The sequence below is a fragment of the Pseudomonas sp. S37 genome, assembly GCF_016658545.1.
Classification (GTDB): Bacteria; Pseudomonadota; Gammaproteobacteria; order Pseudomonadales; family Pseudomonadaceae; genus Aquipseudomonas.
In genome coordinates this window covers 65,172-79,065 of record NZ_JACVZC010000001.1, presented here as the reverse complement: position 1 = coordinate 79,065, position 13,894 = coordinate 65,172, and the positions used below count along the sequence as shown (strand labels likewise).

Genomic DNA, 13,894 nt, shown 5'->3' with positions numbered 1-13,894 from the left:
CGACAAGGTAGCTCCATGAGACTCCCCCTATCCCTCGCAACCGCCATCAGTTTGCTCAGCATCCAGGCAGTCGAAGCCCACGGCATCTGGACTGAAAAACGCTACGGCCAGCTAGAAGTGATTTACGGCCATGGTGCTGAAGATGACCCGTACGCGGCGGAAAAAATCAAAGAAGTCTGGGCGTATGATCTGAAGGGCAAAACTATCCCCGTTACTGTACAGCGCGAAAGCGATCACGCGCGCTTGTCCCCCCTCAGTAAGCCCGCGGTTTTAACAGTCACGTTGGACAACGGCGTCTGGAGTCAAACAAAAGACGGTAAGTCCGTTGACGCCTCTAGGGCAGAGGTTCCAGGTGCGATCAGCACCTCGCACAGCTTCAAATACAGCTTGGCAATTTTGCAGCCGGATGCCGATATCCCTGCCAACCTGCGTCTGAGGATGGTCATTCGCCCCTTGCGAGACCCAACCGAGGTGGGCGTAGGACATAGCCTTCCCGTGGAAGTAACCATTGATGGAAAGCCAATTGCAGACTTAGCACTGTTTGATGACTATCGAGGCATGCCAGATGCTACACCAGTAAAAACGGATGCAAGAGGCCGAGCGACTGTCACTGTTCGCAATGCCGGCCTTAATGTGATAGCAGCACAAGCCAAACTACCGAATGAGGGCGAAAATCAGGTCTCACAAACGAGCCTGTCTGCTACCCTCACGTTCGTTGGAGAAGCGCACCAACACTGATTGAACCGAAGGGGTGTGGTACCAAGGAACGGCGGAGTGAGCCGAGCCGCACCCCTCCCTAAACCGCAATCAAGTCACGGCATGCCGCAAATTCAGCTAACCCTCATGATTTGCTCAACCGCTCGCTGCAGCATGGACATGTCGATCCGCTTCTTCGACTCAGGATTTCGAAGCGCTCGGGCTGATAGCCCCTCGAAAAGTGCGGCAACGATTTCGCAGCTAGATTTTACCTCGGCGGAACTACCACCAAATAGTTCATTGAAAGACGCACTCACGCTCACATCGTTCTCTTTGAGGAGCGACGCAACCTTGGGGTTGCGAGTAGATTCTGCGAGGATCTCAATCGCCAGTGCTGCATTGCTACTATCCAAGTAGCGCTCAGCGCACTTCGGCACAAGGTTGACCAGGGCCGTGATCGGGTCATTCCCATCACTTGCTACACGCACCTCATCGACGAAATCACCGAGCTCACTATGCTCTCGGGCAACGACCCCCTCGATAATGCCCTCCTTCCCTCCAAAAAAATGATGGATGTGACCAGAGCTCATGCCCGCCGCAGCTGAAATTTGGGACATGCTCGTCCGATGAAAACCCTCTCGGCGCACGCACTCTGCCGCCGCGGCCAGCACCTGCTCTTTACGGCGCAACGCCACTGCGGAATCGCCGGATTTCTTACCAACCATTGAGCTCTCCAACAGTCATTGACCTGCAAGCGGATTCTGAGCTTGCCTCCTACCAACCAGATCAGTGTACACTAAAAATAGGTGGGTCGGGCGACCTAGATTTTTTGAAAACCGCTCTCCTCCTATGAGTGCGCTCGAAGCTGCCATCAAAGGCAGCGGGGTGTAGGGACAAATTATAGGTGGGTCAAGCCACCTAGACTGGTGATACATAAAATGAGATTCGACAAACCGCTGGTCATCGGCATTACCGGCATCGCAGCGTGCGTAATGCTCTCCGCTTGTCGTGAGGGCGAAAGCGTAGCGGCTAGACAACCAGAGCCGGAGGTCAATGCGATAACCATCCAAGCAAGACCAGTCCAGCTCTCGACGACTCTCCCTGGTCGGACACGCGCCAACGTTGTTGCGGAAATCCGTCCTCAGGTTGGTGGCGTTCTGATGAACCGAGCGTTCCAAGAAGGCGCTGAAGTAAAGCAAGGTCAACTGCTGTACAAAATTGATCCCGCTCCATACCGCGCAGCGATGCTGCGAGCTCAGGCAAGCTTTGAATCTGCCAAAGCGCTGTTGAGACGCTATGAGACATTGGTGAAGTCTCGAGCTATCAGCCAACAGGAATATGACGATGCGCGATCGCAGTTCCTTCAAGCGCAAGCAGCTTTGGAGAGCGCGCGAATCGATTTGGGGTACACAGACATTACTGCCCCGATCTCTGGGCGTATCGGTCGATCAACCGTCACTAAAGGAGCGCTTGTTACTGCCAATCAGTCAGCTGCGCTTGCGACCGTTCAGCAGCTCGACCCCATCTATGTGGACATCGTTCAACCATCGATTTCGCTTCTACAACTGAAGCAAGACATTGCTGACGGCCTTCTCAAAACAGATGATGAAGACCGAGCCAATATCCATCTCGTATTGGAAAATGGTCGCAAGTACGAATATACAGGAAAACTCCAATTTTCAGAGGTCAGCGTCAACGAAAGTACGGGCTCGGTCACATTACGCGCTATTTTTCCAAACCCAAACGGAACGCTGCTGCCTGGGATGTTTGTACGTGCCGAGCTTGAAGAGGGTACTCGTGAAAACGCAGTACTCGTGCCGCAGCGAGCAGTATCCCGTGATAGCCAAGGCATGGCTTCAATATATGAACTCAACTCTGACGACACTGTGAAATTAAGCGGCATCAAGACTGAAAGGTCGATTGACGGACAATGGCTTGTATCTAGTGGGCTAGTCCCTGGCGCCAGAGTGGTGGTCGACGGGATCCAGCACGTTCAGCCCGGCATCAAAGTGAAAGTTTCGAATACTGCCCTTGAAAGTAAACTGGCAACCACCCAACACGGTGAATAACGGCGGACTACATGTCAAAGTTTTTTATTGATCGCCCAGTTTTCGCCTGGGTCATTGCAATCGTAGTAATGTTAGCCGGCGGACTATCGCTTCTTAAGCTTCCCGTCAATCAATATCCTGATGTAGCCCCTCCTGCCATCGGGATTATTGCCAGTTACCCTGGAGCATCTGCACAAACCGTTCAGGACACTGTTACCCAAGTCATTGAACAGCAATTAAATGGCTTAGATGGGCTGCGCTACATCCGTTCGGAGAGCAACACGGACGGCAGCGCGACTATCGTAATCACATTTGAGCAAAATGTGAATCCGGATACCGCTCAAGTACAAGTACAGAATAAGCTCGCGCTAGCTACACCGATGCTACCAACATCAGTACAGCAAATCGGTTTGCGCGTAGTTAAGTATAAGCTTAACTTCATGATGGTAGCAGCCTTGGTGTCCGAGGATGGTCGCCTTGATAATTACGCGCTTGGTGATCTGGTAGTATCTCAACTCCAAGATCCTCTGACTCGTACGCCCGGGGTTGGGGACTTCATGGTGCTGGGCGCTCAGAACGCAATGCGCGTTTGGCTCGACCCTATTAAGCTCAACAACTATAACTTGATGCCTGGCGACGTGATTGCGGCTATTCAAGAGCAAAACGTTCAAATTTCCTCCGGCCAACTGGGTAGCCGCCCACTAGCGGGTAAAGTACAGCTGAACGCCACGGTCATTGGAAAATCCTTGCTGCGCACTCCCGAAGAATTCAAACAAATTCTTTTGAAGGTGAATGCAGATGGCTCGCAGGTAACATTAGCAGACGTCGGCGAAGTGGCCCTGGGTGCTGATGACTTCTCCATTAGCGCCATGTCGAATGGCAAACCTACTGCAGGCATTGCCCTTAGACTAGCAGCTGGGGGTAACACGCTCGACGCCGTAGCTGCTGTCAAAAAAACCCTAGATCGGATCGCACCTACGCTCCCTGCCGGCGTTAAAGTCGTCTACCCCTATGATACAGCTCCCGTTGTCAGCGAATCTATCAAGGGTGTCGTCCATACCTTGACTGAAGCGATCGTGCTCGTATTTTTGATCATGTATCTCTTCCTTCAAAATATTCGCGCCACGATAATTCCTACACTGGCAGTGCCTGTCGTACTTCTTGGCACATTTGGTGTCATGGCAGCATTTGGGTTCACGATTAACATCTTGACCATGTTTGGTCTGGTATTAGCGATTGGCCTACTAGTCGACGACGCAATTGTGGTTGTTGAGAACGTAGAGCGCATTATGGAGGAAGAAGGCCTTTCACCATTAGAAGCTACCCGCAAATCGATGGAGCAGATTTCAGGGGCATTGGTGGGCATCGGATTAGTATTGTCAGCAGTATTTATTCCGATGGCGTTCTTTGGCGGATCAACTGGGGTGATTTACCGACAGTTCTCCCTCACTATCGTCACTGCAATGGCCCTATCCGTATTCGTTGCGTTGATATTCACGCCGACACTTTGCGCAACTCTATTGAAACCTGCTCATGGACATCACGAGAAAAAAGGGTTCTTCGATTGGTTCAACCGGATGTTCGAAGAGAGTGCCAACAAGTACGAGCGCGGTATTTCTGGTGTCCTTAAAAGCCCAAAACGGTCACTCAGCGCATTCATCCTAATCGTTGCCGGCCTAGGCTTGCTGTTCCCGCTACTGCCTACCTCGTTTTTGCCGGATGAAGACCAAGGTTTCATCTTGGCTCAGGTAGAGCTACCAGCAAACAGTACGGCAGATCAGACAGACGCCGCGCTGAAGGAGGTAACATCTTATCTTCTGAATGAAGAAGGCGAAACTGTTGATTCAGTGTTTGCCGTAAATGGCTGGAATTTCGCTGGGCGTGGGCAAAACTCAGGTATGGCGTTTGTCATGCTCAAGCCTTGGGATCAACGAAAAACCACCGCAGCCGAACTCCAGGCGCGCTCAATGGCTCGCTTTAGTCAAATGAAATCAGCCGTTGCATTAGCATTCATGCCTCCCGCGATCATGGAGCTGGGCAATGCAACCGGTTTCAACTTCTTTCTGCAAGACTTCAGCGGGCAAGGCCATGAACATTTGATGAAGGCCAGGGCAACGCTATTGGAGGCGGCCTCAAAGCGGCCTGAACTCGCACTAGTAAGGCCAAATGGTAAAGGAGATGAGCCTCAGTATCAGATAACCATTGACGACCAAAAAGCCAGGGCTTTCGGAGTTACGCTCGCGGATGTAAACACCACCATGAGTGCCGCGTGGGGTTCGTCCTACGTCAACGATTTCATCGACCGTGAACGCGTTAAACGCGTATATGTTCAGGGGGTACCGACGTCACGAATCACTCCTGACGACTTTGCCAAATGGTACGTTCGAAACAAGGCCGGGGAGATGGTCTCGTTTGCCTCTTTTGCGAAAGGCTACTGGACTTATGGATCACCTAAGCTTGAAAGGTACAATGGGGCACCCGCTATCGAAATGATGGGCCAACCTGCCCCTGGTTACAGCTCAGGTGAGGCGATGAAAGCTATCGAAGAAGTAGCAGCGACGCTCCCTAAGAGCTTCAGTATCGAATGGACAGGTTTGTCATACGAAGAGCGCCTATCAGGCTCTCAGTCTGTCGCTCTCTATGTACTCTCGGTTATCGCTGTATTCTTGTGTCTGGCAGCACTGTATGAAAGCTGGTCAGTACCGTTTGCTGTGATGCTTGTCATACCACTAGGCGTAATTGGGACAGTGCTTGCCACGCTAGCTCGAGGACTCGAAAATGATGCCTTTTTCCAAATCGGGCTCCTCACTACAGTTGGCCTTTGCGCGAAGAACGCAATTCTTATCGTTGAATTTGCCAAGGAGCTCTACGAGAAAGGCGGTCGTAGCATCCGCGAGGCAGCGATCGAAGCATCACGCCTACGTTTGCGCCCGATAGTCATGACATCGTTGGCGTTCACAATGGGCGTCATCCCGCTTGCAATCTCGCACGGAGCAAGCGCAGGTAGTAAGCATGCTATTGGTACCGGTGTGATCGGCGGCATGTTAACTGCTACGTTCCTCGCGATTTTCTTCATTCCATTGTTTTATGTCGTCGTCTCTACGGCCTTCAGTAAAAACAAAAAACGAGTGGCTAGTCGGGATGAGGAGCACGCTAAATGAGCAACGTTAATACGATTTGCCGATTGGGCTTGGTGGTCTCAAGCTTGATAGCGGGCGGTTGTAACGGAACCCTTGCACCGAATTACGAAAAGCCATCCGCGAAGATCAGTGACAGCTGGAATATTGAACGAGCTCTTAATAAGCCAAACCAAAAATCCATGGCAACCGTAACTCAGTGGAGAGACTTGATAACTGATCAGAAGCTTCGCCGCGTCGTTAAAATTGCGCTCGACAACAACCAAGATCTGGTGATTGCCGCTTTAAATGTAGAACGAGCAAGAGCTCAATACCGCATTCAACGCTCTGAATTAGTACCTACGATGGGAGCTGGCTTCAATGGCACGACAGGCCGAACCCCAGCATCTGTTTCGAGCACCGGCGAGGCAGAAACTAGCCGCGTATACCAACTCGGGGTCGGGATTACGTCATGGGAGCTGGACTTCTTCGGAAAAATTCGCAGTCTTGAAAACCGGGCTATCCAGGATTACTTGTCAACTGTCGCCGCTCGTCGAAGCGCGGAGCTCGCGTTAACCTCAGAGGTCATTCATACGTACCTCCGCCTTGCGGCAGATCTAGAGCAATTGCAGGTAGCCCAAGAAACCGTACGCAGTCGTCAGGATGGATACCAACTTCAAACGGATCTCGAACAGACTGGCTCCTCCTCACAGCTGGAAACACACCAAGCCCTGGCAGAGCTCGAAACCGCACGCGACGACGAGCTCGCTTGGCACACTGCTATTTCTGCCGATGAGAACATGCTGGAACAGTTGCTAGGCCATCCTCTGCCGGCATCCCTATTACCAACAACTAACATAGAATCAATAATGGCGGGCAGCGTCATAAATGAGGGCTTACCATCGGATCTATTGCAGCATCGTCCTGACATAATCGCAGCGGAGCACTCCCTCAAAGGTGCGAATGCGAATATCGGAGCAGCTAGAGCTGCCTACTTCCCGAGCATCAGCCTTACAGCTGGCGTGGGGAGAGCTAGCGATTCCTTAGGCACTTTATTCTCGGGCTCCAACCGATCGTGGTCGTTCATGCCCCAAATCAACGTGCCGATATTCACCGGAGGTGCACTCGACGCCTCCCTGCAGGTCGCAGAAACTAATAGAGAGTTGGCTGTTGCGCAGTATCAAAAAACGATTCAGGTAGCGTTCAGAGAGGTTAAAGACGCGTTAGCTATCCGCGCCAATATTGATGATCGCCTGGAAACCCAGACCGTTCGACTTCAAGCAGCAGAAAACGCCTTTACTCTGGTTCAGCAGCGCTACGACACCGGAATATCGCGCTATCTAGATGTGCTCGACACACAGCGAACGCTGTACACCGCTCAACAAAGCCTGATCGCACTGCGCCTGCAAAAATTCGAAAATCAGGTGACCTTGTTTAAGGCCTTAGGCGGTGAATGGGACGCACCGCTCGCATCTGGAGTCGCTGCAAACCATTAATGACCGAGGGAGGTGGCAACCCGCCTCCCCTCTTTGCCTGTACGCTTCGAACCGCCGAGTAATCTCCGTACAAATAGATCTTCGTGTCCACTGGAACATAGCTTCAAAGTGATGAGCAAGAGGCTTTGGCGCTGGGACAGCAAATGGTTGCGAATATTGAACGAGTGCGTTCTCGACGGCTATCCTCTCACGGCGTACCGTTACTACGCGAGCACCGTTGCCAAGGGCAATCTGATAGTTGCCGATGCCATTGGTGTTTAGCAGCGTTTCTATCGACATTTTGCCGAGTATGCCATGTCACGCGGCTTCGAACGACCCAAGCGATTCGGGCATGTCGAGAAGCTCATATTCGAAGATTGTGGGAATCCGCAGGTGATCAATATTTGAGCGATTGCGCGCCCTACCAAGCGCATCCTTATCATGGTCGATCCCTACGACTTCACCAGTCATCCCAACTATGCCACTCAGGAGAAAGGCGACGTCACCCGAATCGCAGCCGGTATCTAATACACGCATCCCGTTAGCAATGCCTGCGTCAATGAGAAGCTGAGTTGCAAAATCAATTCTAGCAGTCGTTATTCATTTTGCTCCTTGAATTTCCTGCATATATTGAAGCAAGCACACCAATCAACGCAACGAATATCTCAGCTTATTACTTTACACTACCAAGCGTTGACTCACCGCCACCTTCACCTAACTTCAAATATACGTCTCTCCGGGAAGACACACCCACTACCACCTTCCCCACACGCTTATTATCAGAGATGACGCGCTCGTTTCGTGGAGGATAACCGAAGCACTCACGATAACACTTTGTAAAGTGTGGTGTAGAGACAAAACCGACAACCGAAGCAACCTCAACTATTGATATATTTGTTTGCCTCAACAATTGACGAGCACGAATCAATCGTAGTCTTAGATAGTAACGAGATGGAGAGCAACCCAAGTATTTCTGAAAAATCCGCTCCAGCTGACGGCGAGACACTGATACATATTCAGCTAACTCATCTAAATCAATTAGCTCCTCTGTATTAGACTCCATCAACGCAACTATTTCTTGCAGCTTAGGCTGATTAGCACCAAGTATATGCTTCAATGGAACACGTTGATGATCATGTTCATTCCGAATCCGCTCATAGACGAACATCTCGGAAATCGCAGCGGAAAGCTCACGACCATGATCTCGGGTTATTAAGTGCAACATCATATCTAGAGGTGCAGTACCACCAGAGCAGGTTATTCTATTTCGATCCAGGGTAAAAAGTTTGGTACTCAAATTAACATGAGGAAAAGCTTCTTGCATACCAGCTAAGCATTCCCAATGCACGCTGCAATCAAAACCATCCAGCAACCCTGCACACGCTAGAGCCCAGCTACCCGTGCATACCGCACCGATACGCTGGGATCTGCGAGTTTGCGAACGGAGCCACATGATATGATCTCTCGTAACAGTACGCTGTATCCCAACTCCCCCGCATACTATCACCGTATCCATCATCGGTGCATTGCTAACGCCAGTGTCTGGAGTAATTTGAAGTCCATCACTGGCCCATACTTGTCCACCATCGGCACTAAGGGTACTCCAACGATACAATTCCCTACCAGATAGTTGATTCGCCATACGCAGAGGCTCAACAGCAGACGCAAGAGATATCAGAGTAAAATTTTCAAGCAAGAGAAAACCGACGGACTGCATAGGTTCGGAATGCGTAAATTCTCGATAGCCAGTGGATGACATACTAGTACCTCACTACGTCAAGTGTTACCAGCTTAGACACTGTTCTATTTATTATCTCTGCTAGAGCACTAAGCGCTCTAAAACCAATCCGCATCACTGGCAAAATATGACTGCGCAACAAAACTAATCATGGGCGCTAGCCAGCGCCCTTGATAGTCAATTTCAGTCAAGCTACCGCTTTCACCATGTCTTCGATAACTTTCTTCGCATCACCGAACACCATCATGGTCTTGTCCAGGTGGAACAACTCGTTGTCCAGACCGGCATAACCGCTGGCCATCGAGCGTTTGTTGACGATGATGGTCTTGGCCTTGAACGCCTCGAGGATCGGCATGCCGGCGATCGGCGATTTCGGATCGTTCTTCGCCGCCGGGTTGACCACGTCGTTGGCGCCCAGCACCAGCACCACGTCGGCCTGGCCGAATTCGGCGTTGATGTCTTCCATCTCGAACACCTGGTCGTACGGTACTTCGGCCTCGGCCAGCAGCACGTTCATGTGCCCGGGCATACGCCCCGCCACCGGGTGGATCGCGTACTTAACGGTCACACCGTTGTGAGTCAGCTTCTCGGTCAACTCCTTCAGCGCATGCTGGGCGCGAGCTACTGCCAGGCCGTAGCCCGGGACTATGATCACGCTGTCTGCGTTGCTCAGCAGGAAGGTCGCGTCATCTGCCGATCCGGACTTCACCGGGCGCTTCTCTTGCGAGCCTTGCGCCGCGCCGGCACCGGTATCGCCGCCGAAACCGCCGAGGATGACGTTGAAGAACGACCGGTTCATGGCCTTGCACATGATGTACGAGAGGATCGCACCCGACGAACCCACCAGCGAGCCGGCGATGATCAGCATCGAGTTGTTCAGCGAGAAGCCGATACCGGCTGCGGCCCAGCCCGAGTAGCTGTTAAGCATCGACACCACCACCGGCATGTCGGCGCCGCCAATTGGGATGATGATCAGCACGCCCATGACGAAGGCCAAGGCCAGCATTAGAGCGAAAGCGCTGTAGTGGCCGGTGAAGGTGAACAGCAGGCCCAGGGCAATGGTGGTCAGGCCCAAGATCAGGTTCAGCTTGTGCTGGCCGGCGAACTGTACCGGTGCGCCTTGGAACAGGCGGAACTTGTACTTGCCCGACAGTTTGCCGAAGGCGATCACGGAACCGGAGAAGGTGATGGCACCGATCGCCGCGCCAAGGAACAGCTCAAGGCGATTACCAGTGGGGATCGGATCGCTGATAGCGGTGACGATGCCCATCGACTGCGGCTCCAGTACGGCGGCGATGGCAATGAACACCGCGGCCAGGCCGATCATGCTGTGCATGAAGGCGACCAGTTCCGGCATCTTGGTCATCTCGACGTGCTTGGCCATCATCGAACCGGCGGTACCGCCGACCAGCAGGCCGACGATCACGTAGCCGATGCCGTCGGTAGCTAGCTCGGTACCAAGCTTATAGATGAGGCCGATCGTTGTGAGGATCGCCAGCCCCATGCCGATCATGCCGAACAGGTTGCCGCGCCGCGAAGTGGTCGGGTGCGACAGGCCTTTGAGTGCCTGGATGAAACACATCGAGGCGACGAGGTAGAGGAGCGTTACCAGATTCATGCTCATGCTAATTATTGCGCCTCGCTCTTGGTTTTCTTTTTGAACATCTCAAGCATGCGGCGTGTGACTAAGAAGCCGCCGAACACGTTGACCGCTGCCAGGGCCACCGCCAGGGTGCCCATCAGCTTGCCCGCAGTGGTCACGGTCAGGGCCGCAGCCAGCATGGCGCCGACGATGACGATCGCCGAAATGGCGTTGGTGACCGCCATCAGCGGCGTGTGCAGTGCCGGGGTGACGTTCCACACCACGTGGTAACCCACATAGATGGCCAGCACGAAGATGATCAGGTTGTAGATGCCGTGCGAAATCAGCATGTCTTCCATTGTCGTGCTCCTTAGCCGTTCTTGCGGACGACCTGGCCGTCGCGGCACATCAGGCAGGCCGCGACGATGTCGTCTTCGAGGTTGATGACCAGTGCGCCGTCCTTGTCGAACAGCAGCTTCATGAAGTCCAACAGGTTGCGTGCATACAGCGCCGAGGCATCGGCGCCCAGCTGGGCCGGCAGGTTGGTCGGGCCGACGATGGTCACGCCGTTTGCCTGCACCACCTGGTCGGCGACCGTCAGCGGGCAGTTGCCGCCCTGGGCTGCGGCGAGGTCGATAACCACCGAGCCGGGCTTCATCTGTGCCACGGTTTCTGCGCTGAGCAGGGTCGGCGCCTTGCGCCCGGGGATCAGAGCGGTGGTAATGACGATATCGGCCTGTTTGGCCCGCTCATGTATGGCTTGGGCCTGGCGCTGCATCCAGCTGGCCGGCATTGGCCGAGCATAGCCGCCTACGCCTTGGGCGCATTCACGCTCTTCATCGGTCTCGTACGGCACATCGATGAACTTGGCGCCGAGCGACTCGATCTGCTCCTTCACCGCCGGGCGTACATCGGACGCCTCGATCACCGCGCCCAGGCGCTTGGCCGTGGCAATCGCCTGCAGGCCGGCAACGCCTGCACCCAGGATCAACACGCGCGCGGCCTTAACGGTACCGGCGGCGGTCATCAGCATGGGCATGAAGCGTGGGTAGTGATGGGCGGCCAGCAACACAGCCTTGTAGCCGGCGATGTTGGCCTGCGACGACAATACGTCAAGGCTCTGCGCCCGCGAGGTGCGCGGCGCGGCTTCCAGGGCGAAGGCGGTGATGCCGCGTACTGCCATTTTTCCTATCATGAGGTCATCGAAAGGATTGAGCATACCCACAAGTAAGCTTCCCTCACTTATAAAACTCTGCTCCTCATCCGTTGGCGGATGTACTTTTAGTATGACTTCACAGCCGTATGCATCGCTCATAGTGCCTATCGATGCCCCGCATTCCTTGTACGCTGAATCTGGAATTGCAGCACATAGCCCAGCTCCTGACTCAACAATTACCTGATGCCCCTGGAGCAAATATTTTTTTATCGTATCAACAGTTGCAGAAACGCGCGTTTCGCCCGCCAGGGTTTCTTTCGGGATACCAATTCGCAAGGCAATATCCTCACACTCGATGGCGCTACGTATCAATCTCACATCATAGCGCACTCTTATATTTGAAGTTCAGGCTTAGGCTTGCCCGACACGCTGAAATGGAAGGATCTGAGCTGATTCCTGCGGAGCAAGAGTGCCGTCAAGGATAATTTCCGAATGGGCTAACCGAGCTTGGCGCTCCGGTGAGATATCACACAGCCAATTTACGGGGCCATTTAAAACCACCTCTCCAGTGTATGGTCGGATCATAAAATTAGATATCCGAATATCAATATCACAAGAAGTTGTCGTTACATACTTAAATAAAAGCTTTCTCAACGCCTGGGTGCATCGCATCGTCCGAGGATAGATCGGAACATGGTTGAGTCTCGCTAGCAACTTACATTTCTCGCTAAAGGTAGAGTAAATCACCCCTTCTGTAACGCCAGTGAGAATACGTAGTAGATCTTGAACTTCACGAAAGGCTGCAGGGGAACTCGAAAGCGGATGCAATAGTTCCAACTCAGCCAGCCAAAGGTAGTCAGGATAAAAAGCGTCATCTTGATACAGCGCAACAGCACCGAAATCCCTATGTATTCTGGCCACTCCATCTACTGAGTGCTGCTTCGCTTTAACCGAAAAATCATGTCCTGCATTGTCTATGGAAAGATGGAATACGGTGTCTGCTTCACTACCCTCAAAAACGAGACTGAAGCTTCCACTACCCAGCAATTTCTTACCCTGCAATAAAGAGGAACTCCTGAGATTCCTAAAGGCTTCCCCCGAAAATATTTGATACTCAACACTATTCATGACCCCTCCGTGCCACAAGGTTCCATATAGATATTAATTATGAACTTTAATATTTAGCCTTCGATCAACGCGCTGGCGTGATGGCGCAAATGATCCTCAATAAACGACGCGACGAAATAATAACTATGATCATAGCCATGATGGATACGAATACTAGCCACATGGCCAGAACGCGACGCTATAGAAGATAACGACCCGGGTTTGAGCTGGCTATGCAAAAACTCGTCCTCAGCTCCCTGATCTATCAACAAAGGCAACCGTTCTTGAGCATTTGACATCAATTCGCAGGTATCCCACTCCCGCCACTTCTGGATATTGTCACCCAACATCTGACTGAAAGCCTTATGCCCCCAGGGCGTTTTAACAGGATTGGTTATGGGCGAAAATGCGGAAACCGAAAGATAACGACCAGGATTTCGCAGCGCGCAAATCAGAGCGCCGTGACCGCCCATGGAATGTCCGCTGATGCCCCGCTTATCTGACACAAGGAAATTGGCTTCGATAAGCGCAGGTAGCTCCTCTACAATATAGTCATGCATCTGATAGTTTTTTGCCCAAGGCTCTTCAGTAGCATTGATGTAAAAACCGGCACCATGCCCAAAATCCCAAGACTTATCTACATCATCGGGTACATGCTCTCCCCGAGGACTGGTATCCGGTGCAACAATAGCCATGCCTAACTCAGCCGCCAGTCGATGTGCGCCAGCTTTTTGCATGAAATTCTCGTCAGTGCACGTCAGGCCGGAAAGCCAATAAAGCACCGGAACGCTTGGCCTCGATTCCATATTGGGGGGCAGGTAAATACCGAAGGTCATTTCGCAACCAAGCACTTGGGATTGATGCTTGAACCGGTTATACGAACCATCAAAACTTCTTTGTGACGAAATCTTGGTAATGCTCATCATCGTAGTCCTATTAGTAGTTACAGAGTAAAGTCGGGTGTCTGAGTAGAATT

At 52.4% G+C, this 13,894-nt stretch carries 11 protein-coding genes and 1 pseudogene; 4 read left to right on the top strand and 8 right to left on the bottom strand.

Features of this window, described 5'->3' with window-relative positions:
- Positions 1-15: 15 nt before the first annotated feature.
- Positions 16-738: a DUF4198 domain-containing protein gene (locus IAE39_RS00315; protein WP_201162908.1), complete on the top strand. Its 723-nt coding sequence runs from the start codon at positions 16-18 to the stop codon at positions 736-738.
- Between the two features lie 92 nt (positions 739-830).
- Here IAE39_RS00315 and IAE39_RS00310 read toward each other — a convergent pair whose 3' ends face one another.
- Positions 831-1,421, bottom strand: coding sequence for a TetR/AcrR family transcriptional regulator (locus IAE39_RS00310; RefSeq protein ID WP_201162907.1), 591 nt, complete (start codon positions 1,419-1,421; stop codon positions 831-833).
- 213 nt (positions 1,422-1,634) lie between these two features.
- Between IAE39_RS00310 and IAE39_RS00305 the strand changes: the two genes are divergently transcribed.
- The 3 genes from IAE39_RS00305 to IAE39_RS00295 are packed head-to-tail and all read left to right on the top strand — an operon-like array spanning position 1,635 to position 7,356.
- Positions 1,635-2,765, top strand: a complete 1,131-nt coding sequence (locus IAE39_RS00305) for an efflux RND transporter periplasmic adaptor subunit (protein WP_201198352.1) — start codon at positions 1,635-1,637, stop codon at positions 2,763-2,765.
- A gap of 11 nt (positions 2,766-2,776) precedes the next feature.
- Positions 2,777-5,905 carry an efflux RND transporter permease subunit gene (locus IAE39_RS00300; RefSeq protein WP_201198350.1) on the top strand — a complete coding sequence of 1,043 codons (3,129 nt, stop codon included), beginning with the start codon at positions 2,777-2,779 and terminating at the stop codon, positions 5,903-5,905.
- Positions 5,902-7,356: an efflux transporter outer membrane subunit gene (locus tag IAE39_RS00295; RefSeq protein ID WP_201198348.1), complete on the top strand. Its 1,455-nt coding sequence runs from the start codon at positions 5,902-5,904 to the stop codon at positions 7,354-7,356. The genes IAE39_RS00300 and IAE39_RS00295 overlap by 4 nt, the downstream gene beginning before the upstream one ends.
- A 297-nt stretch (positions 7,357-7,653) precedes the next feature.
- Here IAE39_RS00295 and IAE39_RS30035 read toward each other — a convergent pair whose 3' ends face one another.
- The 7 genes and pseudogenes from IAE39_RS30035 to fghA form a co-directional block, all read right to left on the bottom strand.
- Complete coding sequence (locus tag IAE39_RS30035; protein ID WP_394342696.1) at positions 7,654-7,920, bottom strand: methyltransferase domain-containing protein; 267 nt, start codon at positions 7,918-7,920, stop codon at positions 7,654-7,656.
- A 205-nt stretch (positions 7,921-8,125) separates the two neighbouring features.
- Positions 8,126-9,094: pseudogene (locus tag IAE39_RS00285) on the bottom strand (GlxA family transcriptional regulator); the annotation flags it as partial.
- 166 nt (positions 9,095-9,260) lie between these two features.
- On the bottom strand, positions 9,261-10,697 hold the full coding sequence (locus IAE39_RS00280; RefSeq protein ID WP_117139632.1) for an NAD(P)(+) transhydrogenase (Re/Si-specific) subunit beta: 1,437 nt from the start codon (positions 10,695-10,697) through the stop codon (positions 9,261-9,263).
- Between the two features lie 5 nt (positions 10,698-10,702).
- Positions 10,703-11,014 carry an NAD(P) transhydrogenase subunit alpha gene (locus IAE39_RS00275; protein WP_117139633.1) on the bottom strand — a complete coding sequence of 104 codons (312 nt, stop codon included), beginning with the start codon at positions 11,012-11,014 and terminating at the stop codon, positions 10,703-10,705.
- 11 nt (positions 11,015-11,025) lie between these two features.
- The gene (locus IAE39_RS00270) at positions 11,026-12,147 is read right to left on the bottom strand and encodes a Re/Si-specific NAD(P)(+) transhydrogenase subunit alpha (RefSeq protein ID WP_201198344.1); all 1,122 of its coding nucleotides are present in this window, start codon (positions 12,145-12,147) and stop codon (positions 11,026-11,028) included.
- Between the two features lie 75 nt (positions 12,148-12,222).
- A complete protein-coding gene (locus IAE39_RS00265) occupies positions 12,223-12,939 on the bottom strand; it encodes a hypothetical protein (protein ID WP_117139635.1) in 717 nt (238 codons plus the stop codon).
- 53 nt (positions 12,940-12,992) lie between these two features.
- Positions 12,993-13,841, bottom strand: coding sequence for an S-formylglutathione hydrolase (gene fghA, locus IAE39_RS00260; RefSeq protein WP_201198341.1), 849 nt, complete (start codon positions 13,839-13,841; stop codon positions 12,993-12,995).
- Positions 13,842-13,894 lie beyond the last annotated feature (53 nt).

Bases quoted from the DNA above. Each gene is read 5' to 3' on its own strand.
- IAE39_RS00315 (WP_201162908.1), top strand. From the start codon at position 16: ATGAGACTCCCCCTATCCCTCGCAACCGCCATCAGTTTGCTCAGCATC.
- IAE39_RS00310 (WP_201162907.1), bottom strand. From the start codon at position 1,421: ATGGTTGGTAAGAAATCCGGCGATTCCGCAGTGGCGTTGCGCCGTAAA.
- IAE39_RS00305 (WP_201198352.1), top strand. From the start codon at position 1,635: ATGAGATTCGACAAACCGCTGGTCATCGGCATTACCGGCATCGCAGCG.
- IAE39_RS00300 (WP_201198350.1), top strand. From the start codon at position 2,777: ATGTCAAAGTTTTTTATTGATCGCCCAGTTTTCGCCTGGGTCATTGCA.
- IAE39_RS00295 (WP_201198348.1), top strand. From the start codon at position 5,902: ATGAGCAACGTTAATACGATTTGCCGATTGGGCTTGGTGGTCTCAAGC.
- IAE39_RS00280 (WP_117139632.1), bottom strand. From the start codon at position 10,697: ATGAGCATGAATCTGGTAACGCTCCTCTACCTCGTCGCCTCGATGTGT.
- IAE39_RS00275 (WP_117139633.1), bottom strand. From the start codon at position 11,014: ATGGAAGACATGCTGATTTCGCACGGCATCTACAACCTGATCATCTTC.
- IAE39_RS00265 (WP_117139635.1), bottom strand. From the start codon at position 12,939: ATGAATAGTGTTGAGTATCAAATATTTTCGGGGGAAGCCTTTAGGAAT.
- fghA (WP_201198341.1), bottom strand. From the start codon at position 13,841: ATGAGCATTACCAAGATTTCGTCACAAAGAAGTTTTGATGGTTCGTAT.